Raw genomic sequence first — 24,679 nt, 5'->3', positions numbered from 1 at the left:
CTCACAGCATTGCTAAAACGACTTCAGGGTCTGCACCACTTTACACATGTTAGCAGATTTGAAAAGCGATGTACCAACCACTACCACATCAGCTCCTGCACCGATAATAGACCCGACATTTTCTGTGGTTACGCCTCCATCCACAGAGATTTTGGTCGGCAGGGAATACTGCTCTACCATTGCGCGGATTTTTTCTATCTTGCGCAGCTGGGACACAAGGAACTCTTGACCGCCAAACCCCGGATCCACGGACATCACAAGCACAAGGTCCAGTTCGTGTATTACGTATTCCAGGACGCTGTGGTGGGTTTTTGGAACCAGAGACACTCCAACTTTTTTCCCGTAGGATTTTGCTTCTCTTACAAACCGGTAAAGGTGTACGTCTGACTCCGCATGCACAGTGACTATATCGGCCCCAGCGTCTATTACGCTTCGCAAATGAAGCGCTGGCGTTCTAACCATCAAGTGCACGTCCAACACCAAGCGGGTACACTGTCTGATGCCAGCAATGATTATAGGACCCATAGTCAGGTTGGGTACAAAGCATCCATCCATAACGTCGATATGTAGCCAGTCAGCCCCAGCAGTCTCCACCGCAGCAATCGAGGCGCTCAGGTTCGTAAAATCCGCAGAAAGCATAGAAGCGGAGACGACCACGCCCTTGGCGGCCTCGTGCCCACCACTGCCAGGAGTTTTACAAAAATCTTCTTTCTTAGCCAACAAGACAACAAACCAACAAATACGACCCTCGCGCATTATAGCTTTTAGGGCTTGTCTTTCAAGATGTAACCCGAACAAATCAGGTGCAGAATACAAACCAACAGCTAACACGTAGCTGCCAACAGTGTATGCGCGCCTGCCGTCCCTTCTATACCGATTCTAGCTTTGCCATACTGCCCCAACTATTGCCGACCCCGATATCAACTCTGAGTGGTACAGAAAAACTCGCAACGCCTTCCATTACTTCTTTCATCAACTGTGCGACGTTGTCTACATGGCTTTCGGGCACTTCTACCAATAGTTCATCGTGTACTTGCAAAATGATCGTGCCAACTTCAAGTTTATCGCGCAAATTTATCATGGCTTTTTTGACGACGTCCGCAGCCGTACCTTGTATTGGAGCGTTAATTGCGGCACGCTCCGCGAAACCTCTAATTGCGTGCTGCGCGCTGTTTATGCCAGGAACGTAACACTTCCTACCAAAAGCCGTTCTGGTATACCCGTACTTCCTTGCATAGGCCTTGATCGCCTCCATGTAGTTTTTGATCTCGGGATAGGAGCGAAAATACTGCTCTACATACTGGGTGGCCTCCTGTCTGGTAATGCCAACATTCTTTGCCAGACCAAACGGACTCATACCGTATATGATTCCGAAATTTATAGATTTCGCTCTCCTCCTGAGTTCCGGGTCCGTAACGTCATCACCAAAAATCTGCTGAGCTGTTACCTGATGAATGTCTTTCCCCTCGGCAAAAGCATCCCTGAAGGCCTGCACTCCGGCAATGTGAGCCATGATTTTTAGCTCCATTTGCGAGTAATCTGCAGACACTAGTTTATGGCCTTCGCGCGCCACGAATGCTTTTCTTATCTCGGTACCTTCTTTGCTCCTGATAGGTATATTCTGCAAGTTTGGATTACTTGAACTTATTCTACCAGTCGCGGTGGCGACCATGGAATAGCTGGTGTGCACCCGTTCAGTGCCAGTCTCTACCTGCCTTAGTAAGGCATCAACGTAAGTGCTCTTAAGCTTGGAGAAGTGCCGCCATTTGAGCACTTTGTCCGCAATTTCTACCCCCTCTGCGGCGAGTTCTGTCAGTACCTCAGCATTCGTAGAATAGGAACCGGAAGGCATTTTCTTTGTGCTGCTGCTAAGCCCCATACGCTCGAACAGAAGCTTCCCCAGCTGTCTAGCAGATGCAACATTGAACTTGCACCCAGCAAGACCATATATCTCCCTTTCCAGCGAGCGTATAGAACCGTGAAAATCGCGCGAAAGTTGCTTCAAAATCTCCGTGTCCACTTCAATGCCAACTTCTTGCATCTCGTAGAGAACGCGTACAAGTGGCCTCTCAAGCTGATAATAAACAGTGAACAGCCTATCTGAAAGCAGTTTTTCCCTCATTACCGAATGCAATTGCACAAGAGCACATGCCATCTTGGCCGGAAATTTTTGATGCAAGTAACGGTAGGTCATGCCCGTCAAACTGTGGTCGTGACTACTGGCATCCAAGCTGTAAGACATCAACATAACATCATCAAATACTCCTAAATCCGGGAAATGCTGCATAATCAACTTCGCATCGTGCACAACTTTCAGCACAGAATCCGAAGCCAAAATCTGCTTGGCAACCTCCATAAAATTTTGCACTTCTTCCTTGCGTATGGTAAGTGCATGCTCTCTATCGTAGGCAACTGATAGCTCGTTGATGGTTTCATCTGCAATTTTTGCATAGAAAGCCAGTACCCCGATGCTCTCGCATTTGTGCAAGAATGCCACTGGATCCTCGGTTTGAGATTCTGGCAGTTCTCCTGCGTCTTGCCTCTCAGAAGACTTAAAGGAGACTTGGTAACACTGTTCTATCTTCCCTCGCAAAGAACCTAGCTCGTATTTTTCTAAGAACGCTAGCAATCGTTCCGTGTCAGGCGGTCTCTTGGCATACTTGTCCAGATCCCCATCAAACTCGACTGTCCGCTGTAAAGACACCAAATCTCTCGAGAGTGTGGCCTGATCTGCGTGCTGTATAAGCATTTCTCGACATTTTTTTTGCTCAACTTGCTCAGCGCAATTCAAAACGTTATCCAAAGATCCAAATTGGTTGACAAGCTTCGCAGCAGTTTTCACACCAATGCTTGGCACGCCAGGGATGTTGTCGGAAGTATCTCCAGTTAGAGCGAGCACGTCCAGCAGCCTGTCTGGAGTCACGCCAAACTTGTCCACAACGTATTCGTTAGTCAGGTACCTATTCCTTATAGGATCAAAAACCTGCACGTGTTCCCCAATAAGTTGCAGCAAATCTTTGTCTGCGGTAACTATTCGCACCTGAACATCCTGCGATGCATATTTCGTGCTCAGCGTAGCAATCACGTCATCTGCCTCAAAATTCTGCACCTCTTCGCTGGCAATGCCTAGTGCGCTTACTGCTTCGCGCAGTGGCGAGAATTGCCGAAGTAGATCCTCAGGTAATCTTGGACGATTCATCTTGTATTGCGGATACATGGCATGGCGAAAATTTTTTGACCCAGTGTCAAAAACAACTGCCAGATAGTCTGCGTCGTGCTCCATAAGATGTTTCAAGAGAATATTGATAAATCCGTACACGCCGCCTATGGGCGCACCTTGAGAGGTGTGCAATTGCGGGAGGGCATAATATGCGCGGAAGAGAAACCCATACGCATCCACAACCACAAAGCTCGCCATATGTAGCACCCCAAAACCCCTGAGTATCCTAAATAGCGCAAAACTGATGGAGTCTCCAGCTTGTTGTTTATGAAAATGCTAAACCTCGCAACACCCATCGGGGTACACTACAAAAACGCTGGTGTCAGTCTTGGGTAGACACCAAGAGTTCAAGTGTCAGCTTACCAAGCATCTACAAGTGCGCCACACGAAGCCCGTTGGGTTGTATGTGGTGACTTCATTAAGAAATTGCAAACTGTTATAGCCGAGAATTGCACTGGGTTTTTACAATTTAGGGTTGGAGCAGCAGCATTTAGCTACAATCCGAGGTTGTTCCAAACACAAAAGGGGAGTTCAGTTCATGTCACGAACTATCGGCAGTAAACCCAAGAGCGAAACCAAGGCGGCAAAAGCTACGAGTAGCAAGCGTGCAGCCAGCACAAAGAAGGAACGTACAGCCGCAACAACACCTAAGAGTCGCACAGCAGCTAAAGGCATACGTTCTGCGCGGACACGGCGGGCAGCTGTGCCTTCGCAGCAGGGTCGCCAGGCCGCATCGCGGCCAGTTGGTGGCGTGGCGCGCGCCTCTGTTGGTCATCACAGCATTAGGGAATGGTGTGGGAAACCGCGCGGCCTTGTTTTCGGTGGCCTAAGACACTTGTGGGAATATGCCCTGTCATTTATAAGGCCATACATTCATAAATGAAGTTGCAGCAGAGTGGTCGGAGGAATCTCTCACGACCTTCTCCTCGTTGATATTCGGTTCCAACGCTCTTGTTGGGCCTGGTGTGGGCGCCTGCATGGCGGCGCCCTTTGTACTGGTGGACACAGGTAGGCCACCAGATCTGCTTCGTTGTTTTCTGTGTCTTCCGCGCTTGGTCACGTTATCACGCAGTGACCACCATTTTCTCTTCAGTGCATGGCAGTGTTCTGGCCCAGACCGCCGTTGCGAGCATCTGTAGGACACTTCACACTGTGGGCATGACGGGCAGCGCGCAAACCTCTTGACATCCACTGTCCTTTATGGTGAAACCCTAGAGTATTGCTGCTGTACTTGGCTGCCAGCAAATTCTGGAGTGTTGTGGTGGATGCGGAGTTTTCACGCAAGAGAAGCGCAAAAAATTGTACTGTGTTTGCATTGTTGCTCATACTAGCGGTCGTGTTGTTTTTTGTATCCGTAGTAAGGGTAAAGTTCTAGTGTGGATTGAGCGGGTAGGGTTGTGGACGTTGCCGGAGCTGGAGTAAGGTCCTTTATCGACATCAGCTGTTGTGGAAGTGCAGGCATCCGGGCAACCTTGGATTTTGTGCTCACGATCGGAACAGCGCCAGGCATGCTGGCTAACACCTTGACGGACAAAAACGTCGCCATGGTGTTTTGTCAGCAGTCCTCGACGCGTACCAGGATCTCCCCTGAGGTTGGCATAAACCATATGGGTGGGAGAGCAACAGTGCCCAGGGAAGGCGAGATGCAGCTGCATGGGGGCGACGAATCAGTACGGGACACCGCAATTGCGCTCTCGCAGTGTGTAGACCGCATAGTGCTACGTGCTGCAAGTCATACCGTTTTGTTAGAGATGGAGTCGCACAGCAGCGTGCCAGCAATCAGCGCGCTCACAAAGGAGAGTCACCCATCCCAGGTATTGGCCGATATCTTAACCTATGAAGCAGAAAAAGGGCACATTATCCCCGGGCGAACTGTGGCTCGGATAGGCAGTGACGCCAACGTATTGAATTCCTGGGTGCAGGCCGCAGCCGTTTTGAAGCTGATGATATCTACTCCTCCACGGTGTTTGGATAACACGTCTCAGAAAGTTGCTACTGCCCAGCGAGAGGGCGTGGACATTGTTTGCGAGCCAGTACCAGCGCGCGCGGTTCCAGATGCAGATATCGCAACCACGGACTCTTGGTATTCAATGGGTACGGGTACCGAACCCGCTGATCGAGAGGCGCTGTATGACTACCAGGCAAACCAATCTCTTATGGAACTCGCAAAGCCCGGTCATATGTTTCTGCACTGCACACCAGCATATGTTGGACAAGAGGCCAGCAAAGTAGTGCTTTATGGTACTTCCTCGTGCATAGCCGAAGAAGCCGGAAACAAGCTACACATACAAAAAGCCGTCCTGGCTCGGTGTTTTGGGCTGTTATAGTAAGAATCTGTGATATGTCCTCTAGCTCAAGGTCGTGCATTCAGAGCATTAAGTTGTGTAACTTCCGGAACTACACAAGAGCCGAGCTGGAGACCCATGGGTGCTCGGTTGTGCTGCTGGGGAAGAATGGCTCGGGCAAAACCAACATTCTAGAGGCCATATCCTTGTTATCAAAAGGCCCGGGGTTGCGTAATGTTAGCGCAGACTGCATGCAAAACCATGAATCTGGTACCCCCTGGAGGGTGCATCACACGGTGTTGAGTGGCAGCACACAATTTTCAGTGAGTGTCACAAAGCACGAAAATAAACGTCGCCTTTTTATAGACGAGAAGGCTGGTTTATACAGCACCTTACACAACATGCTATGCATAGTGTGGCTTATGCCGCAGTTAGACCATGTTTTACTAAAAGCGCCATCAGAGCGTCTAAGGTTTTTTGACAGGGTAGTCCACGTATTTGATAAAGACTACGCCTCCCATATAGTGAGATATGAAAGGGCAAGGCGCGACAGGAGGAAGGTTCTGCGTGAAGCCCCCCAAGATCTTAATTGGCTTGCCAGCCTAGAGAACGTCATGGCCATCAGCGGTGTTTACATAGCGCAAACACGGCTCAACGCGCTTAGGATTTTGCAGCAAACCATGGCTGATAACAACATTGACTCCCCTTTTTTGAAGTTCACCATACATCTGGATAGCGGTGTCTTCGAGTTGCTAGAAAGCCAGGAACACGCAGTGAGCCAGTATATGCAGCGCCTGAAGCAAAGTAGAGCGCAAGATATGCACGGACAGCTCACCTCATTTGGCGTCCACAATGATCACTTTCAAATATCGCATGCAGATAAAAACCTTACAGCGAGCAGCTGTTCAACTGGCGAGCAAAAAATTCTCTTACTATCGCTTCTGTTGACAGCGGCAATCACAAAGCACAGGGTGCACAGCCAGGCCCCCATAATGCTACTCGATGACATTATGTCGCATTTAGACTATACACATAGGCAGGAGCTCGTGCAGACCATAAAGAGCGTGGGGTGCCAAACGTGGATCACAGACGTCGACGAAAGGAATTTCGAAGGGTTAGAACAGTGCTTCATGCGTTTCCGCATCACCGATAACGACATCGGCCCCGTATGAACGGCCACCACGCTGGAACTTTATACTTTATAGGGTACTTGCTACCTGCACTGGCACCAGCTCCCATCCAATCAAAGTCAAGGGGGGACGTGTCTCCGCCACCAGCAGCATCGCATCCTTCCTATAAGGTAGCGCGGCATCCGCTGCACCAGGAACCTCAGCATAAAAGTCTGAAACACCCCCAAACGAAGGTGCAAGCCCAAACCCCAAGTAAAAGCCAGTATCACCACACCCACCGGGCGGCTGCAGGCTGTGTGCAACACACTTCACTGGCAAAGCCCACGGAGGAGGGCTCCACCATGCCGCTGTACACCCGGAGCAAACGCGTCCGCCATAGCCACCAGACCGCTGAGACACAAAACTCTGGAGGGGGGTGCCGCACCACCAGCCATCAGCAGCTACGCAAGCACAAACCTCAACCCCGCTTCCAGAGCCAGGTAATGCAGTCCAAAGGACAGTCGCGCTCTGATATTCTCTCCCTCAGTGTACTCACTATACCCTGATGACGGAGACAGTGTTGATACACGGCACCGCTCGCTGTAGTCCATAACTCTCCGGTACGCACCACCCACAAAAACTTTGGCCTGGGGGGAAAGGTCGTAGCTCACACCCAGTTTCGCCCCATACGTAAACCTGGGAGTGCTGTTTTTCGTCACTCTCACGAAGCTCATCCCCACACCAATACATCCATACGGAGAGAACCCTCCATACCACCCACTCGCAGAGGAAATGTCATAGCAGTAGTTAGCACCAAAAGTATTAGCCACGACCGCGGGTATCTCAATCTTGTGTCCACCAATACGGCTGAGAGCAGCTTCAATAAAGGATAGCTTGGTAATCTGCTGCCTCTCTTGCACACCAACTTTCGCCGCAGCGGCGAGCAGCAGCATAGCCCGTTGCTTCATCGCAACAGAGTCAACGCTACGCCTCCCGTACCTACGCCCAAACGCGGCGGCAACCAGCCGTGTTGCAGTGTGCGTGTCCACCGAGCTTGCCCCTGTGTGTGCCAGAATGGCCCTCTGAGTAGTGCGAGTCTGTACGGCAGAACCCAGCTCACTCACTAACGAAGTAAAATCCTCATGATCAGAAGCGTACAGCGCACGAAGGGCCTTCGCTGCCGGATCATCGTGATCGCTCTGTCCTGTGGCAAGACGAACAATCGCGTCGTCCACCAGGAGGAAGAGGGAGTCACCCTTAGTCCATGTCCTACCGCCAACCTTCCAGATGGGGAACCTCTCACGCACCGCCTCAAGCTCCAACCTACTCGCAGAATAGCGCACCCCTGCATTCCCCATGACTCCAAATAGACTACTACGCTGGAACTTTATAGGGTACTTGCTACCTGCACTGGCACCAGCCCCCATCCAATCAAAGTCAAAGGGGGATGTGTCCCCGCCACCAGCAGCATCCTTCCTATAAGGTAGCGCAGCATCTGCTGCACCAGGAACCTCAGCATAAAAGTCTGAAACACCCCCAAACGAAGGTGCAAGCCCAAACCCCAAGTAAAAGCCAGTATCACTATCACCAAGCCCACCAGCGACAGCGGGCGAACCAAACGCGAACACAGCCCCAGCTACAATCGCACCCCACAGAAAAGACCTAGCCACAACCACCTTACCCTCCGTACATCAGCAACACAACAACCCACAGCCCCCGGATGACTGCACGCCACCAGGGACAGCGCCACACCTCAAACCAAGAACCTCAACCCCACTTCTCCAACAAGATTTAGCATCCCAAAGGAAAGCCGAGCCTCATTCCCCGCCCGGTCTATTGCACGGCTCTTCACCACCGCAGACCCACTGCCAGCCCCTACGGGAGTAACAGGCACATCAAAATCACAATTCACGGTCCTATGCAGCACCCCACCAACAAACACCGATGCGGCGCGAGACAATCTGTAGCTTACACCAAACTTCAACCCAGCTCCAAACTCCGCAGCACTGCCCCCAGCGCTACGAACAAAGCTTGCCCCCATCCCGGCACAGCCATACGCAGCCAGGTTCTGAGCCGCCTCTGCAGTAAACAGACTTGATAGTGCAAGGTCACGACACCCAACAACCGTGACGACAGTCAGCCCAACCGCAGGAATCGCCACAACATCACCCTCTTCACGCCCGCCAGCCAGGGTGAGCCGCACCTTGGCTTTATCCGCGATCGTAAGGTGTGGCCAAATCTTAGGCAATGCCTCCCCCAGCGCAGCCCGCAAAAGCTTAACAGTGCTCGGATTGTCTGCCCATTTGCTACCCGGGATGGTCGCCGACCCAACGAGGTTTAACGTCGTACGCACACTGGCCTTCTCTTCAGAGTCAGACAGCCCGCCCAAACCGCGACGCAGCACGTCCAGGAGCGCCGTCAGCTCAGTCGTCAGCTTGTCAGTGCCGGTACTAGCGCCAACGCGGGGACGCAACCACTGTGCCAAGTCCGCACCACGCTGCCCCAATAGCAAAAACAGGGAGTCGCCCTCCCTCCAGCGCCTGCCACCCGCCCTGGAAACGGCAAACTCTTCTTTCATTACCCCAAGCTCCACCCTGGCATTACCCAGCGCATAGCCCACGGCCCCGCTAACACCACGGGGGCTTATTTCACGAAATTTCACTGGATCATCGCCAGGAGCTCCTCCACCACCGCTCCACCAGTCAAAACTGGACCAAGACAGCACCTCATCATCTGACGCATCCTTCTTGTAGGGCAGAACGTACCAGGTTTCTCCGGGAACGCCCATGTATAAGTTCTTGGCCCCTCCCCAAGCAGGCGCATAGCCGAAACTGACGTAAGGACCGAAAGTCGCCGCGTACCCGGCAACAGCGGCACCAGCACCACAAGAAAGGAACACAGCAGGCAGAAGCACCGCCAACACGACACTTTCGAGAGACTTTGGCACACCCCCTCCGAGCTTAAAGAAACCGTAGCAACGCAGCAACCCTGAAGACCCGCGTGCGACCCTCACGTACACGAAAATCGCGACAAATGCAACCAAAATATGCGCACGGTACCCACATTATCCAGTGAACGTATGGAGACCCAGGCTGTGAAAATCCGCCCCAATAACCCCGAAGCGCACACACGGCCACGACTTTAACGAATACGCAACGAGAAGCCCAGACCGGGCACCATGGCGGCCCCAACTAACAACTAGCCTACACACCGCCAGTGGGAGCGGCCCCACTCTCCTGGAGAGACTCCGGAGCGCAGGACCGCCACACCACACTATAATAATATAGATAACTACTTCTTTCCTCCCTTCTCGAGCGAGACTACGATGTCATAGCAGCCCTCTTGAGTCCGGAACACCAAGGTGTCGTCCTGCTCTTGGCCAATGATGGGATGCCCAACATACACTGACTTAGAAACGTACGCCCCATCAGTGTTAACACCGTTTGGGCGACTGCGCTCACCACAGGAGAAGTCTCTCAGAGTAATCTCTGTATTACCATCGCTGCCACCAACATGCACGCTGCCGTAGACCCAGATTTCCCTGACCACGGACTCACCATTGGTGACCCTTGTGACATTGGATGACAAGTACACGTCACCGTCGTCATAGGCCCCGAAGTCAAGGCCCACCGGCACGGAATACTCTCCAAAGTTACAGCTACTGGTATCACCCACAACACCGGTCACGGACACAGACGCCACAGCGTAATCACCAAAATCCACCATAGCACACCCCTCGGAATCACAAAACAACCAGCACGGAGTTATCGCAAAAACACAGTGCTGTAAAGAAAAATCCGGGTGGTTTTTGGGACAACATGAAGTGCACGTAACAGGCTTTTCCCTACTATCCCTGGTTCTCCGCTCCCCATGTCTCTACGGCTTGTTAAGGTGCGCTCAGGAACCGCACCCGTGCTCTCAAGGCTGCAAACTGGTTACCGCGTACAACGTGCCCTACCGCAACTGCGGCATAAAAAATTTTCAATCCTTGCAGTATTTCCCTACGAGGCCCACTATGCCTACAATTTGTGGCAGGAGGGCACGCGTTGGGATTGCATCAACACTGCAGTTGCCTATACTAACCGTTGCAGGGTTATTAATGGTCCAGCAAGTTGCACAAAAATGCGTGCACACACTTGTTGTGCTGACCCTGCAGCTGTGTTACAGTTGGGCCGTGTCTAGTTAAGGTATTCAAAAGGGGTTGCGTATGTTGTTTGATATAGAAATAGAGGTGGGCGGCGAGAAGCTTAGTGTGCAGAATGTTGCCATCGAGGACGGTAGTGGCACTTTTAGCACTTGTGCTTGTAACGGCGAGCAGCAGAAGCGCGTCGATGGGGTGTGGACACCGACGTATCTGGTCCTCTCCGTTGGCGACGAAGCGGCCGGGGCGTGCGGCAGCGCGTGCAGCACAGATAAAGAGATCGACAAGGGTCAACTGTACATCTTCGAGCAGTGGGCTGATGAGGTCATGCTGGGCGACAGGCACGCTCACTTCAACACAGCAAGTGGGGTTATGAAGTTCGCCTTCACCGGAGATGGGAATGACACCGTGGAGTTCATCGATGCCACTGGGCCTACTACCGTGAAGTTTACTGAGGCTAAAAAGGCAGCTGAACCTGAGGTGAAGCAGCCGGAGGTTAACACTGAGGTGACAACAAAGGCGCCTGAGACACCTCCTAAGGGGCCGGAAGAAGAGCGGGTTGAGGACCGTGGCACGCCAGGCGGCGCGCTGCCTGATGATAGAGGAGGCGAGGGCGAAGTTGCTCAGCCTGCGCAGATAGACGGTACTGGCGTTACTAGTGACGACGGTGGCGCAGGGGGGAGCGAAAACCCTAGCCCGTCCGTCCACACGCACGGACAGCCTACCACTGACAGCGTAGATGATGGTGAAGAGGGTGCCGAGTAGGAGGGGTGCGGTGACCTCCGTTTTTTCCTTGTAACTGAATGGCGGATGCGGTAGTCCGTTGTTGTTGAGGTTGCAGAGTGGGTGTGCTGGCTGCCAGATCAGGCGGCGCGTCTTTGTTCGGACGCGGTGGGGGGTGGCCAGCTTTGTGTGGGGGCTGCAGTGCAGCAGATGCTTCTCCTAGCCTGATACGTTGCACTGTGGTCCGCCTTTTGGGTTGGTAGTCGGCGCGTTTGTTGATGTCGGGGTGGTTGTGTTCCCTGCTGTTGGTGTTGCCGGTGCGTGGTTGGGGTTCGGGCAAGGTCTGGATCCCGGGTCTCGGTGTGTGCCGTTTGTAGCTTGCGACTCCATGCCTTCCATCGCGCTTGCGTGTTCCAGCTGGGGGGCACTCCGTAAGATCGTGGGTCATCACACGGTGCGCCCGCTGAAGTTTCAGCCTATCTCAGCTGAGTTCGGAGAGCGATATGCCGACAACGGCGGGGGGCTAGCTTGCATTTCTCGGGGAAGCGTCTCCATTCATTATGTCTTTCAACTGCGGGCCAAAGTCTCTACTCAGCTTCGCAAAGCCCTTCGTCAGCACAGGGGGCACGCCAGAGAACTCCCCTCGCCGCTCCAGTGCATCCTCCAGTTTTCCTAGTGTTGCAGGGTCGCACACACACCGTTTCTTAGACAGTACAGCACATTTTCAACGGTCCTGGCCACGTCTTTGTACCTACTCAGAGGATGGGCGCCAGGGTAACTTGCAATGTTTTGCACAACTCGCAGCTCGTTATCGGTAGAGTCCAAAAATGCCAAGCCTATCATCTGTTGTCGCGCAAATTCCTCGTCTGCCGGTAATACAGCACCCACCTGCACCAACGCATTGCTTAAGGATGCTAAGGCATCACAAATGTTTCCCTCCGTCACAATCTCGATAGACCTGTTCTTCACATCGGGAGTAACACAGCTGATGGCGCTCTTGCATTGCAAGATTGTAATTAGCTTCTGGCTGGGTCCTGAAGAAAAGTCCAGGTACTGTTCGGATACGGGGGAAAGAAATACCGTGTCTCTAGATACGCGCACAGCATATGACAGGCGATCAGCCCCAGCTCCTAAAACAACCACACCCTCTGTTTGTAAACTACATGCCTGTGCCATCATGTCTGACAGTATCCCGACTTTGAAGCTAAAACCATGATTCAGCATGTGATTGATCATGGAATTCGCACTGTGGTAGGTAAACTCTTGCTCGGGAACGAGCTCTACACGGTTCTCGTCGTGGTACTTTATATGTACATCGTGGGAGAATATTGCCCTGGAGGCGGTACCCGTATCCAATGTGGTAAATGCTTTCTTAAAATTCTCCACATGCGGCACGTCCGCAAATGACAAAACTGCCCTTGCCCCTGAAATAATAGCGTATGTTATCACTTATATACTTGTGTAGGTTGTGATGGAGCATTGTGGGCAATTTTTATTAAGAAAAAAATAATTTCGGTGGTCGACTCCACTGCAAAGACGTTAAAGCTCCCTGCTTGCCTGGGCTTGGGCGCACACTCTAAAACGAAGTGCACATGTGGCGTTATTCGACGGCCAATTTTTGTCTGAACATAACAAGAAGCGAGAAGAAATACACCAACACTCCCAACAACACAACGACTATCAGGGAGGATATTTTAACGACTGCCCCTTGAAAGAAAAACGGTGTCAGCAGGGTCTTCATCATGCAAATGACTGTAACCATTATGGCTGAAGAGAGAAATATGTAGGTTAACTTGCGACTCAATTCTTCACTCATGCCATACAGATTGTGCATTTTGAGGTATACGAGTAGCAGGATCGCATAAGTCCACGATCCCGCCGATGAGGCAATGGCTATACCAACGTGCCCCAGGAACTGCATGAGTACGTAGCTCAACAGCGCGTTGACAACTACAGATATGAAGGAAAAGAACGCCGGGATTTTAAATTCCCCGCGCGCGTAGAAGAACAGTAGCAATATTTTGATCACTATAAAGGAAGGCAATGAAGTCGCCAAAACAGCCACAACCGGGACTGTGTTGCCAATCGCCAGATAGTCAAACCGGCCATAATTCAGCAGCGCAAGCAGTAAGGCATCTGGTATAGCAATCAGCGCAGCGGCGGCTGGCACCATCAGCGTCATACCCAGGTCTAGCGCATTGTTCTGCATTTCTATCATGCGCTGTGTGCTGCCCTCCACCGCCAACTTTGAGATGGCTGGCAACAACACAGTGCTCATAGATATCCCTACAAGAGCCTGAGGAAGCTGATTCAGCCTATCTGCGTAGTACATGTAGGATATAGCTCCGGGAATAAAGCTTGCGAATAGGGTGTTCAACCATAAGTTCACTTGAGTGATGCAACCACTAAGAGTTGACATCATGGCTCTTTTCAGAAACTCTCGCATATCGCTATCGCGCGGCCACAGCGTAAACTTCATTCCGGTGTCCTTGCGGGCTGCAACAAACAGTGTAAGTGCGAGCTGCAACACACCCGATAGAGACACAGCAACCGAGAAGTAGTATACCGGCGACGCACCCCAATGAGGCACCAGCCCACTAATTATTACGCAGCAGTTCAGTAATACAGGAGAGATAGCGGTTACAAAAAAACAATTATGTGCTTGCAGTACTGCGCACACCACAGATGACAGAGACATGCAAAAAAGGTACACCATCATGATTCGGGAGAGCTCTACGGCCAGATTGAACTTATAGGAGCCTGCAGAGAACCCCGGAGTGAAGACCCCTAAAATCTGCGGGGTGAACGCGAGCATGCACAGACAAAACACCGAAAGAAACACCAAAAGTGAAGAAAACACCTGGCTGGCAAATCTCTGTGGCACATCCCGATTGATAAGCCTCCTAGCATATATTGGAACGAAGCTTGCGCTCAAAGCGCCTTCTGCAAAATATGACCTGAACAAGTTGGGCAGGCGGAATGCTGCAAGAAATACGTCAGACAGCCCCTGTGCCCCCAGTGTGTAGGCTATTAAGGTGTCACGCAGCAGACCAAGAACCCTGGACACAAGCGTACCCGCGCTAAAAGCAAAAACTCTTCTCAGCATAACTTGACTTCACTATTCAGAACCGCCGATAATACGCTGCAGTAGCTTTGCAGGGCCGCGGGCTAGTAGGAAATTATAGGTAATGTATAGGAATGTCAATTTGTTTTGCCATGCGGGAAGCTGTAGAGTGGCTGTTGCGTGTGGACCCGGTTTTCGCGCGCATCGGGCCTTTAGAAATTAGGTGGTATGCGCTTTCTTACGTATTTGGAATATTGTTTGCGCATTGGTACGTAACAAGAGCCTCGAAGTATCTGGCACCCAACGAAAAGTTTTTGGATTCTCTGGTATTCTGGGCCATAGTAGGCATCATCCTTGGTGGCAGGACCGCCTATGTCCTGCTGTACAACCCCAGTCTTTACTGGGAGTACCCGTCAGATATCCTAAAAACGTGGCATGGAGGCATGTCTATGCATGGCGGATATGTGGGCTGTATGACAGCAGTGAGCATCGTGTGTAGAAGGCATAAGGTTAGCATTGCACCCATCTTGGACTTATGCGCATGCGCCGCACCATTTGGGCTATTTTTGGGTAGAATGGCAAATCTTGTTAATGGAGAACTGTACGGCCGGGAAACAACCGCATGCATAGGAGTAATGTTTCCAAGTAGTGGCGACCTCATGCTAAGGCACCCTAGCCAAGTGTATGAAGCCATCCTTGAGGGTTTTCTGCCACTGATATTCATGAACATGCTTATGCGATACACAAAGATTGGGCTACGCCCAGGTGTGTTGTCCTGCGTTTTTAGCATGTGGTACGGCGTAGCAAGGTGTGCGGTAGAGTTCTTTCGTGAACCCGACGCACAGGTCGGCTACGTGGCGTTCGGGTGGCTGACCATGGGACAAGTGTTATCAGCACCCATGGCGGTTATAGGTGCTTGCGCACTAGCACGGATAGTGCTGCACAGCAGGTCACCCAGGAGGGAGAGCGTCACAGGTGCCCCGGTGTGAGGTTTGCTATTTTCTGCAAATGAATAATGCCGTCTGCCGCTGAACTGGCTGCAAGTGGGTAGACCCCGGTTGCATCCGTCACAAATGTCGGTCTAGTAGGCCTATATCCTTTCTAGCAGCCAGTGTGTATGTGTCTGAGTGGCCTATGGTTGGAAAACGTCGTGATTATTACTAGTGTTAGTATGCGATATGTAGTATACGTATGCAAGGTCTGTGTCTTTTGGGGTCATGAGATTGAAAAAACCCGGCATGTACGCAGGTGACAGCCTTAGTTCGTTTAGAGCGTACCCTCAAGTACAACAGAGCATATTCCTGAATTCCAGCTCCGGAAGAAGCGACCTGACCCCAGATACTTACATGGACTGTGTGCAGTGTAGTGCCTGCTGCGGGGCATACTGCGAAGATCAAGACAAGGAGAAGTAGCACTGCCTCGAGATCGCGCTATTGCACGCATCAAAACCAGCCAGTGTAGAATTAGGTAAAACAGCGACAAAACTCGAGCCGCCTTCCCAACACTGAAAACACCACACACCACGACACCCAGGCAGCTCTAAACAATAAACCGCACACCTGAGTATCCATAGCTGCCATCACGGTTAAACCAACCGCGCAGCCGTCGTAGAGACACCCAACTGCAGTGGGAGGAGAGTGCGATCAGCTCAGCAAGAATACATGTACTAAGTGCTAGTGCCCTGTAGGCCCAAATCGAAAGCCTTCAGCTTCGCAGCAAGAGCTTTGACTTTGCGCGCAGCAGTGTTTCTATGCATGACGCCCTTGTTGACACACTTGTGAATGTTAGACTCCGCAACCCTAAAGGCAGTCACAGCATCTTCAATATGGCCTTTGGACTCCAGCACAGCTAAAAATTTCTTCACAGAGTTGCGCACCCTGCTTTTTCTTACACGATTTGAAAACGTCCGCTCCTTGATGACCCTGACCATCTTTTTAGCACTCGAATGATTTGGCATTACTATATAAACCTTTACCTCGCTAACAGGAGGAATCTACAGGGAATCGATCACAAATGCAAGGCACGATGCCGAGCACATTTGGGCATTACAAGGTAAACGCCGCAAATTCCGGTACTAGGGCTGGGATTGCAATGCAACTGACAGACGGTCTATGAATTCCGCGGTGTCTAACCCCGGCTCTATAGCGGGCAAAATCCTGATGCGTGCCTTGCCCTTTCTCTTGCTAAGCGTAAATATGCCATCCGACCAATAGCGGCCAGTATCTAGCGTTATTGGCACCACTGGCAAGGATACTCTCGAATATACCGCTGCCACTCCGCGGTGCAGGTGCCTATCGGTGCTGCGATGTAGCCGTGTTGTACCCTCGGGAAACATCACCAATGTCCGTCCCTCACCTATCCTAGCTGTGCATTCTCTCACCATGCTACGCAGGGCAGCAACTTTCTTATCTCGGTCAACAAACACCATTCTCAGCGCCATAAAATACACACCAATAACAGGCAAAGTTTTCAATTCCTTCTTAATTACACAAACAACGCGCGGCAACTCCGCAAACAGGACTAGGGTTTCGATGGGTGACTGGTGCACCGATGCCACTATGAACTGCCCTTCCGGCAAACAATCTTTGCCGAGAACTTCGTAGTAGATACCGCAAAAAACGCGGCACGCCCACAGTATAGCCTTAGCCCACCATACACCCACAACGCCCCGACAGGACATGGGCATGAACCATACCGTAGGTAGCAGCACTGCGCCGCAAAGTATTGTAAATAGCGCAGAAAAGATGTAGAATGCCATGCTTTGCCTTAGGTGCGGCCTCCGCGTATTTGTAGGGCAGTACGCGTTGTAATGCAAGGTTTTTTTGCCCGTGGAGATCTAGCAGTGTCTGTTTTGCCCCTGGTCACCCTGCCCGACAGTAGGTTGTCTTTGTGCTCGGAAGAGGTGCATGCTGATGATTTTGGGCAGCAACTTGAGACGCTTGCTAACGACATGCTAGACACTATGTACCACAACAAGGGCATAGGCTTGGCAGCGGTGCAGGTGGGTGTGCACAAGCGTATTTTCGTCGTAGATTTAGAGTATGGATCGGACAGGTACGAGGTGCCTCGGGATGACGGGGCGGGTGAGTTCCGTGCGACCTGCGGCCCGACTGTTGTTGTGAATCCGGTCATCGTTGAGGAGTCTGAGCGGCTTGTGGCCATGGAGGAGGGGTGCCTATCTGTTCCTGATTATAGGGAAACTGTGCGGCGACCAGAGAGTATTGTAGTCCAGTACGTTGACTTGAACAGACGGCAAAAATACATAAAGGCTTGCGGATTGCTGGCGCGTTGTTTGCAACATGAACTGGATCACCTGAATGGGGTTGTGTTTTTGCAGCGTATATCTAAGCTCAAGCGCGACATGGTAATGGAGAAGATAAGGAGAACAAGAGGGACATCCGGACACTGATACCCGTGGGTAATGGTTGGCCCGTGGGCGGTTGTGTGTGCAGAACCTTCCTTCTGGGCGTAAGTCGGGCGGGGGTGCTGCTGTGGATCAGCGTGGAGTCGCTGTCTGGCAGCGATAAAACATGTGCAGGATCATTTTCAGGGAAGATGACATGACAAGGCAGGAAAAGGATGTGGTAGCTGGCGGTGAGGAGCTGCTCGAGGTGTTGAGATTCTACCACGAGAACGGGGTGGATTGCGTGCTAGAGGAGGGCGGATTAGAAGCTCGCACGCCAGCAGTGGTCTCACAAGAACAGGATGTGGGTACGTCTCGGGCGGGCAGACTCTCGGAGCAAGGCGCGGATAAGGGTGAAAGCCAGTTTTCAACTGATTGGGTGACCGCAGCCAGAAAGATTGCTGGTGGCTGCAGCGATTTAGCGGAATTGAGAGCAGCTATTGAGTCTTTTGAGGGGTGTGAGATCAAGAAGGCCGCTATGAACACTGTGTTTTCCGACGGCAACCCCGACGCTAGGATTATGCTGATTGGGGAGGCACCAGGCAGCAATGAAGATCGCGAAGGCCGGCCATTTTGTGGTGCAAGTGGAATGCTGCTTGATAAAATGCTTGCTGCTATTGGCTTAAATCGGAAAAGTACCTACATAAGCAACACAACGTTTTGGCGCCCTCCCGGAAACCGACGTCCCACTGATTTCGAGTTGGAAATATGTAAGCCGTTTGTCGAGAAACACATAGCGCTCATAGCTCCAAGTATCTTAGTGTTGGTTGGTAGCACCGCGTGTTGCGCCCTACTTAATACACCTGAAAGCATATCTAGATTGAGGGGAAGGTTTCACGAGTACACAAATCCGTTTCTGGCACACCCAGTGACAACCGCAGTAATTTTCCACCCGGCCTATCTACTGCGTCAGCCTATGCAGAAACGGCTGGCTTGGGAGGACCTGAAGATGATCAGAGCGTATATTGAGCAAGAGAAAATAGCAGTGGACTTCTAGCCTCCAGCACACATGCCCGGCTACCAGGCTCAACAGGTGTACATGTGAGGTGCCGCGCACTCCACTACTTACACCCCAGGACAGAGAACACACAACGCCCGCCGCGGTAGGTTCTTGCATATCTTAGGACTGTCTCTTAGCAATTACGGCAGAGTCAGCTGTGGAGACTAACGCGGCGCAACAGCTACCACACTCTCATATAACTGGCGGCCACCCCAAAAAAATTCAGTTTTATGCAACACATGGTATACAGCATGTGTCACGCAAACAACTGTAAGACTTTTTTACTTTACAAGGGAAATCATTTTAATGAGACTGTGGAAGTTTATCGTGCTCTTGGAGTTACTATGGTGGATTTCAGTGAGGGAATATACAACATTTCCGTTTCTGGTTCTGGCAGCAATAGTGAGTTGTGTACAGGTAATTGTAATTGCAATGCAGAGTTCACTGCTGTCAATTTCGAGCGTGCGCATGACGGCAGCTGGTGGTTTTGGGCAGAAAATGCTGGTGAGGCTACAGCGGGATGCAGGGGCGCCATCGCCAGTGCGATCCAAGGCTTTGTAGAGGAAGACGCCGGAGCGCTGGTCGCTCGGTTTGTTTCCTATTACGATGCTCCGTGTCAAAACTTTACAGAGGAACAGTACTCTGTGGTCAGTAGAGGGTTGGAGTTTTCCGGCGTGAGGGGGAAGGAGGACGGTGACCGCATAGTCTTCCATAGCGACGTGCTGGGTACCGACATGGTTATCTTCAAGGTTACTGAGGCAGCGATAGAGAATGAAGGGGCTGCTGAAGGCGCTGTCACCAACACCTGTCAGGGGTGTGTCAAGGATGTAATAACAATGGTGATGTAGCACCGCGTAGTAAACTACTTGTTGTAAGAAGCATCCGGGAAAAACCCGCGGTGCTTCTTACGGTCTTTGGTGCGGTGGGGCCGCTTCATGCAAGGATGGCACCGCGCAGGTGTGCTTCCTGCATCTTTTTGTAACCCTCTATGAGCAGTGCCACAGATGCTTCGTCGATTTCCGGATACATGGGGGGCTCGTGGTAGCAAAGTTCTTGGTCACAGTGGCCGTGCGTACCGTGGCCATGCACGGCCGGGAAACCCCAAAAATCTGTGTAGTCTATCATCGTAACCTCCAAATAGAACATTGTGCTGTCACGCTTTTTGTGAAGTGCGGCAATCGACACCAGGCAGCTCGGAGTTTACTCTTCATGCCCCATATCTCTCTCGCGCAGATGCGCGGCAGCATCGTTGCTCCTGGCAACATATTGGGACTGATCACGCGTGGTGCGCACAAGGTCACCGCCAGACCGCAGTAAGCGTGAGTTCTGGGATGATATCGGCCTCACTGTTCTAGCAAATCCTCTGCTTGCAGTAGGATTCTTAAAGTATCTCAAAAATGTCTTCATATAGGTTCACCCTCCCAACACTTGTTTCCAAAAAACCAATTTCTCACCCTCCGAGTGTTATGCATAAAAAGGCTCGTGTCCAAACTCGGCAACAGCAGGTACTATACCTGCACAACAAACATCAACTGCTACACCCCCTCTTAAAACATAAAGCATGGAGGATGCGACTGGGCCGCCTCCAACTACAATTCTTAATGCGTACGTGAGAGGCACGTTTACATATTCAGAAGTGGCGCACAGTGCACGCATCAGCACGCGGCGGGCTCCGGTATGATAAACTCATGTTGAGCCTTCATGTTGTCAGGCACCCGTAGGATTAACTCAATCACATCAGGGTCTTGAAATACCACAGTTCTGCGATCATCAAACATAATCCGCCCATGTATAGGAGTACGCGTTCCTACACTGTGTCGTGCAAGCACGTCGTCGGCTTTAACTGCTCCTTCGCGCTCCGCGGGGTACCAATATTCTGAGTAAGAAACATTGTTGAGCATCGCGTCCTCGTAACTCACATACTCAAAGTCACCGGTTACCGCAAAATTCCTACGAACGTCCGGGTGCCCTGGATGCTCAAATACTCCTCCGGCTCGGAAGTGCACGGTACCATCTTCATTGTAAGTAAACGTGGCTGGACACAAGTGATCGATACGGCGTTCTTCCGCTTCACTATCGTCAACCGACACCTTGTGTACATCGGAATGCATATATATGCTGCCCCCATGCGAATTTTCGGCAGAGCTACCATCAAAATATATCATTTTAGACCCTATGAAATTTAACAAGCGGCGTACTGGTGGCTATCTAGGAAAAAATTGATTTAAGCCATCCAATGATCCCGAGGTATCTTGGCTCTTCTGCATCATGCAGTTCTTCAGGCATCTGGTCATTGCTGTCTTGGAGTTTGTCTTTGGCGGATTCAGACCCACTATCAACGACGTTGCTGCTTGGCACTTCGTTTACCCCACTTGGGACAGGTCGCTGGATGGCTCCATCCTCAGGAGCGCCAGCATTAGACCCAGATTCAGGTGTTCGCAATTGCCTTTCGGGCACTGAGACATGTTCTTGTGGCACATCTTTGGGCGCAGGCATTTCAACGGGCGATGGTACTGCAGTGCTTTCAGCACTAGCCTTGGCCCCGTGCTCCGAACCTGACGTACGGTCCGCATCATCCTCCGTGCTCTGTACGCCCATATTGTTTCCTATAATGACTGGCTGAGCATCACTTTTAGGGGCAGACATGTGTTGCGGAGGGTACAAGACAACATCTAACACTTGCGCACCCTGAATTGGCACCTGAAAGACAACCGTGTTATCCCCAAACGCCACCACCCCATTCGCCGGACCAGCTAGTATGGAAAAGCCATTTTTGGCAACAGCACAATTACCTAACTTTGTGAGTTGCCCCACAAATGGTTGGGCATCACCGCTTTGCGTCCCGTACGTGTAGTATTTTTCCCCGTATGACATATTTAACAACTCTGCAGACGCATGGTCTGTATATCTGAATGACCCGTAAGTCCTGTAATCCTTAAATGAGTCTGTGCCCTCAGGCATAACACGTGCCATCCCAGCAAATTCGGGATCGACTATACTCTCAAAGCTGATAGTGTTGGTTGCCCCGTCCTTGCGAAACTCCACAGGAGCCAGATAGTCTATAGTAAAAACGCCTTCTGCAACCTTCCCGTCGACAAATCTGTACCCCAAATATGGATCAGAGTGCACGTATATGCCCCCGTTGCTAAACGCCTCAGCAAGTTTGCTACTGTCAAAGTGTATCATTCCAAACCTCACAAACCAAAGTTACATATCCAAAATGGACCGCAAACCGCGTGTGGAGCGGCTAGCCAACAAGCAAGGCGTGCAAGGCAAGTATAGCTCTGCAATGTGGGTACTGCAGGGCTTGAAGTAAACTTGAACGCTACCACAAATTCTGTGTTCCACTCCGTTGCAGGCCAGTACACAATGCTGGAAGCACACCAAACGCCTAGATGCCTAGCCCCAACTCCACACGCGTTACTAGAATTTGAGCGCAATACCATACACAGCTATGCACTTCTCCCTGGGCCCTTGCTGCGAAGACAGGCCAGACAATGGCAGTACTCTGTACAACAACCGAAAGGTAATGTGCTGCGCATAACATCAACGGTACACCATATCCGCATTTCCGGTACTTCGTTCTTGGCATACCATCCCGAGGGCGCGACTGTGCACACCAACAACATTGCCCGTACTGTCGCGTTGTGTACTTCCTACAAATTCGAGTGCTGCCACCAAAAAGCACGAATGGTCAGAGCTTTTAGGGACAAAATTTTAAGAAATAATTACCCAGATGCACGGGAATGACGTGCCCCGGCGGCTGTATTGCATATCATGATGGAGAGGCAAGTCTCCTTATCCTGTTGCGTATTTCTGCAGCACGCTCAAAATCAAGGTTCTCCGCGCATAAAAGCATCTCTTTTTGCAACTCTATGACACCACAGCTTGCCGGTAGCTCAGCATCGGCGCGAGAAGAGACCTTTTTGCGGGAACCTACGCGCTCACTCAGGCTCGTTTGCACGGGCTTTTTGACAGTACGGGGTACGATACCATGCTCCTTATTGTGCCTGCGCTGTATCTCACGCCTACGATTAGTCTCCTCCATTGCTGTCTGCATAGATCCTGTCACTACATTTGCGTATAGAATTACTCTACCCTCCACATTGCGCGCAGCACGCCCTATGGTTTGTATCAGAGAAGTCGTAGACCGCAGAAAACCCTCCTTATCGGCGTCCAATATCCCAACAAGAGCGCACTCCGGTATATCTAGCCCCTCACGCATTAGGTTGACGCCTACTAGAACATCTATTATCCCCAGCCGAAGATCGCTAATGATTTCAATCCTCTCCAGGGTTTTGACATCAGAATGCAGATACGCAACTTTTATCCCCATTTCGCGCATGTACTCGGTCAGATTTTCTGCCATTTTCTTCGTCAGCGTGGTAATCAATACCCGATATCCGCGCGCTATGGTAGCCCTGCTCTCGCACATCACATCGTGTATTTGCCCATCTGCGCTTTTCACAATGCACACAGGGTCCACCAACCCCGTAGGCCTGATTAACTGTTCCACCGCCACACCTCCAGTCTGCTTAAGTTCATACTGCCCTGGAGTAGCAGAAACGTACACCACCACTGGTTTCCTATCCTCCCACTCTTCAAAGGTCAGCGGACGGTTGTCAAGTGCGGAAGGCATCCTGAACCCATGGTTGATAAGGTTTGCCTTCCTCATCCTGTCCCCGTTATACATGGCCCTGATCTGGGGTATCGTCATGTGACTTTCGTCTATAAACATTATGGCATCCTGCGGCAGGTAATCCAGTAGAGTGTTGGGTGGATCCCCCGCTTCCTTGCCACACAAATAACGTGAGTAGTTCTCGATACCTTTGCAGGTGCCCGTTTCTCTCATCATCTCGATATCAAACCTCGTTCTCTCCAGAATCCTCTCTGCCTCGACTACTTTGTTACACTGCCTAAAATACGCCGCATATTCATCGAGCTCTTTTTCGATCTCAGAGATGGCCTGAAGTAAAGTCGGCCTGGGCGTGACGTAGTGGCTATTGGGAAATATTTTTATCTTGTCCAGTTTTAGCGTCACTACACCAGACTTCGGATCAACTTCCTGAATGGAGTCTACCTCGTCACCAAAAAACGATATCTTCCATACTCTATCCTCATAGTGGGATGGAAATACACTCAACGCGTCGCCCTGTACATTAAAGCTGCCACGTTCGTGCCTGTTGCTACGCTTGTACTGAAGTTCCACAAGCTTTTCCTGTAGCTGGCACATATCCAGTTTCATACCTAGAACAACAGGTATAGTCATCTCTGAGTAAAGTTCAGGCGACCCCAAACCATATATGCATGACACGCTGGCAACCACTATCACATCCCTCCTTTCCAGTAGTGATCTGGTGGCAGAGTGCCTGAGTAGGTCAATTTTGTCGTTGATAAGCGCATCCTTCTCGATATACACATCGCTTTGAGGAATATACGCCTCGGGCTGATAATAGTCGTAGTATGAGACAAAATATTCCACAGCGTTTTCTGGAAAAAACGACCGCATTTCCTCGTGCAATTGCGCAGCAAGGGTCTTATTGTGCGCGATGATTACTGCGGGACGCTGCGTTCTCTCAATAACTGAGGCCATGGTGAACGTTTTCCCAGACCCTGTAACACCCAACAGAGTCTGCTCTTTTACACCATGGCTTATACCGCGCACCAAGACATCAATTGCACCTGGTTGGTCACCAGATGGCTCAAATTCAGAGGAAATTTTAAAGCGCTGCAT

The 24,679-nt window shown here is 51.2% G+C and carries 22 protein-coding genes and 1 pseudogene; 8 read left to right on the top strand and 15 right to left on the bottom strand.

Annotated features, from left to right (window positions below; translation table 11 throughout):
* Positions 1 to 12: 12 nt before the first annotated feature.
* On the bottom strand, positions 13 to 756 hold the full coding sequence (gene rpe / locus ACIS_RS00785) for a ribulose-phosphate 3-epimerase (protein ID WP_081440554.1): 744 nt from the start codon (positions 754 to 756) through the stop codon (positions 13 to 15).
* A gap of 112 nt (positions 757 to 868) precedes the next feature.
* Positions 869 to 3,418, bottom strand: coding sequence for a DNA polymerase I (gene polA, locus ACIS_RS00780; RefSeq protein WP_012880351.1), 2,550 nt, complete (start codon positions 3,416 to 3,418; stop codon positions 869 to 871).
* Between the two features lie 1,199 nt (positions 3,419 to 4,617).
* Between polA and ACIS_RS00770 the strand changes: the two genes are divergently transcribed.
* Positions 4,618 to 5,547 carry a Rossmann-fold NAD(P)-binding domain-containing protein gene (locus ACIS_RS00770; RefSeq protein ID WP_012880348.1) on the top strand — a complete coding sequence of 310 codons (930 nt, stop codon included), beginning with the start codon at positions 4,618 to 4,620 and terminating at the stop codon, positions 5,545 to 5,547.
* Positions 5,548 to 5,561: 14 nt separating this feature from the next.
* A complete protein-coding gene (gene recF, locus ACIS_RS00765; RefSeq protein WP_012880347.1) occupies positions 5,562 to 6,677 on the top strand; it encodes a DNA replication/repair protein RecF in 1,116 nt (371 codons plus the stop codon).
* Between the two features lie 19 nt (positions 6,678 to 6,696).
* Here the strand turns inward: recF and ACIS_RS05540 are convergent.
* The 4 genes and pseudogenes from ACIS_RS05540 to ACIS_RS00745 all read right to left on the bottom strand — a co-directional run.
* A pseudogene (locus ACIS_RS05540) lies at positions 6,697 to 6,911 on the bottom strand (P44/Msp2 family outer membrane protein); the annotation flags it as partial.
* Between the two features lie 164 nt (positions 6,912 to 7,075).
* Positions 7,076 to 8,284 carry a P44/Msp2 family outer membrane protein gene (locus ACIS_RS00755; protein WP_041651366.1) on the bottom strand — a complete coding sequence of 403 codons (1,209 nt, stop codon included), beginning with the start codon at positions 8,282 to 8,284 and terminating at the stop codon, positions 7,076 to 7,078.
* Between the two features lie 83 nt (positions 8,285 to 8,367).
* Positions 8,368 to 9,657, bottom strand: a complete 1,290-nt coding sequence (locus ACIS_RS05075) for a P44/Msp2 family outer membrane protein (RefSeq protein ID WP_012880344.1) — start codon at positions 9,655 to 9,657, stop codon at positions 8,368 to 8,370.
* Positions 9,658 to 9,905: 248 nt separating this feature from the next.
* Entirely contained in the window at positions 9,906 to 10,340 is a 435-nt protein-coding gene (locus tag ACIS_RS00745; RefSeq protein ID WP_012880343.1) for a hypothetical protein, read from the bottom strand.
* Positions 10,341 to 10,821: 481 nt separating this feature from the next.
* Here ACIS_RS00745 and ACIS_RS05535 point away from each other — a divergent pair, with 481 nt between their 5' ends.
* A complete protein-coding gene (locus tag ACIS_RS05535) occupies positions 10,822 to 11,520 on the top strand; it encodes a hypothetical protein (RefSeq protein WP_012880342.1) in 699 nt (232 codons plus the stop codon).
* Positions 11,521 to 12,150: 630 nt separating this feature from the next.
* Here the strand turns inward: ACIS_RS05535 and ACIS_RS00735 are convergent.
* Together ACIS_RS00735 and murJ are read right to left on the bottom strand one after the other, a co-directional pair.
* Complete coding sequence (locus ACIS_RS00735) at positions 12,151 to 12,927, bottom strand: hypothetical protein (RefSeq protein ID WP_012880341.1); 777 nt, start codon at positions 12,925 to 12,927, stop codon at positions 12,151 to 12,153.
* 151 nt (positions 12,928 to 13,078) lie between these two features.
* The gene (gene murJ, locus ACIS_RS00730) at positions 13,079 to 14,584 is read right to left on the bottom strand and encodes a murein biosynthesis integral membrane protein MurJ (protein WP_012880340.1); all 1,506 of its coding nucleotides are present in this window, start codon (positions 14,582 to 14,584) and stop codon (positions 13,079 to 13,081) included.
* 92 nt (positions 14,585 to 14,676) lie between these two features.
* On the opposite strand from murJ, the gene lgt reads away from it, so the two are divergent.
* Both lgt and ACIS_RS00720 read left to right on the top strand, forming a co-directional pair.
* A complete protein-coding gene (gene lgt, locus ACIS_RS00725) occupies positions 14,677 to 15,531 on the top strand; it encodes a prolipoprotein diacylglyceryl transferase (RefSeq protein ID WP_012880339.1) in 855 nt (284 codons plus the stop codon).
* Positions 15,532 to 15,744: 213 nt separating this feature from the next.
* Positions 15,745 to 15,954 carry a hypothetical protein gene (locus ACIS_RS00720; protein WP_012880338.1) on the top strand — a complete coding sequence of 70 codons (210 nt, stop codon included), beginning with the start codon at positions 15,745 to 15,747 and terminating at the stop codon, positions 15,952 to 15,954.
* Between the two features lie 254 nt (positions 15,955 to 16,208).
* On the opposite strand, the gene rpsT is transcribed toward ACIS_RS00720, so the two are convergent.
* A complete protein-coding gene (gene rpsT / locus ACIS_RS00715; RefSeq protein ID WP_012880337.1) occupies positions 16,209 to 16,499 on the bottom strand; it encodes a 30S ribosomal protein S20 in 291 nt (96 codons plus the stop codon).
* A 117-nt stretch (positions 16,500 to 16,616) separates the two neighbouring features.
* A complete protein-coding gene (locus ACIS_RS00710) occupies positions 16,617 to 17,252 on the bottom strand; it encodes a lysophospholipid acyltransferase family protein (protein ID WP_238523288.1) in 636 nt (211 codons plus the stop codon).
* 132 nt (positions 17,253 to 17,384) lie between these two features.
* On the opposite strand from ACIS_RS00710, the gene def reads away from it, so the two are divergent.
* From def to ACIS_RS00695, 3 genes are all read left to right on the top strand, one after another.
* Positions 17,385 to 17,951, top strand: a complete 567-nt coding sequence (gene def, locus ACIS_RS00705; protein ID WP_041651356.1) for a peptide deformylase — start codon at positions 17,385 to 17,387, stop codon at positions 17,949 to 17,951.
* Between the two features lie 151 nt (positions 17,952 to 18,102).
* Positions 18,103 to 18,942 carry a uracil-DNA glycosylase gene (locus tag ACIS_RS00700; protein WP_049756278.1) on the top strand — a complete coding sequence of 280 codons (840 nt, stop codon included), beginning with the start codon at positions 18,103 to 18,105 and terminating at the stop codon, positions 18,940 to 18,942.
* A 317-nt stretch (positions 18,943 to 19,259) separates the two neighbouring features.
* Complete coding sequence (locus tag ACIS_RS00695; RefSeq protein WP_238523287.1) at positions 19,260 to 19,793, top strand: hypothetical protein; 534 nt, start codon at positions 19,260 to 19,262, stop codon at positions 19,791 to 19,793.
* Positions 19,794 to 19,878: 85 nt separating this feature from the next.
* Here ACIS_RS00695 and ACIS_RS00690 read toward each other — a convergent pair whose 3' ends face one another.
* The 5 genes from ACIS_RS00690 to uvrB form a co-directional block, all read right to left on the bottom strand.
* Positions 19,879 to 20,130, bottom strand: a complete 252-nt coding sequence (locus ACIS_RS00690; RefSeq protein ID WP_012880332.1) for a hypothetical protein — start codon at positions 20,128 to 20,130, stop codon at positions 19,879 to 19,881.
* Positions 20,131 to 20,145: 15 nt separating this feature from the next.
* Entirely contained in the window at positions 20,146 to 20,352 is a 207-nt protein-coding gene (locus ACIS_RS00685) for a hypothetical protein (RefSeq protein ID WP_012880331.1), read from the bottom strand.
* Positions 20,353 to 20,600: 248 nt separating this feature from the next.
* A complete protein-coding gene (locus ACIS_RS00675) occupies positions 20,601 to 21,110 on the bottom strand; it encodes a hypothetical protein (protein WP_012880330.1) in 510 nt (169 codons plus the stop codon).
* Between the two features lie 43 nt (positions 21,111 to 21,153).
* On the bottom strand, positions 21,154 to 22,131 hold the full coding sequence (locus tag ACIS_RS00670) for a hypothetical protein (RefSeq protein ID WP_041651089.1): 978 nt from the start codon (positions 22,129 to 22,131) through the stop codon (positions 21,154 to 21,156).
* A gap of 589 nt (positions 22,132 to 22,720) precedes the next feature.
* The gene (gene uvrB / locus ACIS_RS00660) at positions 22,721 to 24,679 is read right to left on the bottom strand and encodes an excinuclease ABC subunit UvrB (RefSeq protein ID WP_012880328.1); all 1,959 of its coding nucleotides are present in this window, start codon (positions 24,677 to 24,679) and stop codon (positions 22,721 to 22,723) included.

Origin of the sequence: Anaplasma centrale str. Israel (assembly GCF_000024505.1) — a bacterium.
In the GTDB taxonomy this organism is placed as follows: domain Bacteria; phylum Pseudomonadota; class Alphaproteobacteria; order Rickettsiales; family Anaplasmataceae; genus Anaplasma; species Anaplasma centrale.
This window is presented reverse-complemented; position numbering and strand designations above follow the sequence as displayed.

What these genes read in the sequence shown, in the direction of transcription:
- rpe (WP_081440554.1), bottom strand. Translation starts at nt 756, where the DNA reads ATGCGCGAGGGTCGTATTTGTTGGTTTGTTGTCTTGTTGGCTAAGAAA.
- polA (WP_012880351.1), bottom strand. Translation starts at nt 3,418, where the DNA reads ATGGCGAGCTTTGTGGTTGTGGATGCGTATGGGTTTCTCTTCCGCGCA.
- recF (WP_012880347.1), top strand. Translation starts at nt 5,562, where the DNA reads ATGTCCTCTAGCTCAAGGTCGTGCATTCAGAGCATTAAGTTGTGTAAC.
- ACIS_RS00745 (WP_012880343.1), bottom strand. Translation starts at nt 10,340, where the DNA reads ATGGTGGATTTTGGTGATTACGCTGTGGCGTCTGTGTCCGTGACCGGT.
- ACIS_RS05535 (WP_012880342.1), top strand. Translation starts at nt 10,822, where the DNA reads ATGTTGTTTGATATAGAAATAGAGGTGGGCGGCGAGAAGCTTAGTGTG.
- murJ (WP_012880340.1), bottom strand. Translation starts at nt 14,584, where the DNA reads ATGCTGAGAAGAGTTTTTGCTTTTAGCGCGGGTACGCTTGTGTCCAGG.
- lgt (WP_012880339.1), top strand. Translation starts at nt 14,677, where the DNA reads ATGTCAATTTGTTTTGCCATGCGGGAAGCTGTAGAGTGGCTGTTGCGT.
- rpsT (WP_012880337.1), bottom strand. Translation starts at nt 16,499, where the DNA reads ATGCCAAATCATTCGAGTGCTAAAAAGATGGTCAGGGTCATCAAGGAG.
- ACIS_RS00700 (WP_049756278.1), top strand. Translation starts at nt 18,103, where the DNA reads ATGACAAGGCAGGAAAAGGATGTGGTAGCTGGCGGTGAGGAGCTGCTC.
- ACIS_RS00685 (WP_012880331.1), bottom strand. Translation starts at nt 20,352, where the DNA reads ATGAAGACATTTTTGAGATACTTTAAGAATCCTACTGCAAGCAGAGGA.
- ACIS_RS00675 (WP_012880330.1), bottom strand. Translation starts at nt 21,110, where the DNA reads ATGATATATTTTGATGGTAGCTCTGCCGAAAATTCGCATGGGGGCAGC.
- ACIS_RS00670 (WP_041651089.1), bottom strand. Translation starts at nt 22,131, where the DNA reads ATGATACACTTTGACAGTAGCAAACTTGCTGAGGCGTTTAGCAACGGG.
- uvrB (WP_012880328.1), bottom strand. Translation starts at nt 24,679, where the DNA reads ATGCAGCGCTTTAAAATTTCCTCTGAATTTGAGCCATCTGGTGACCAA.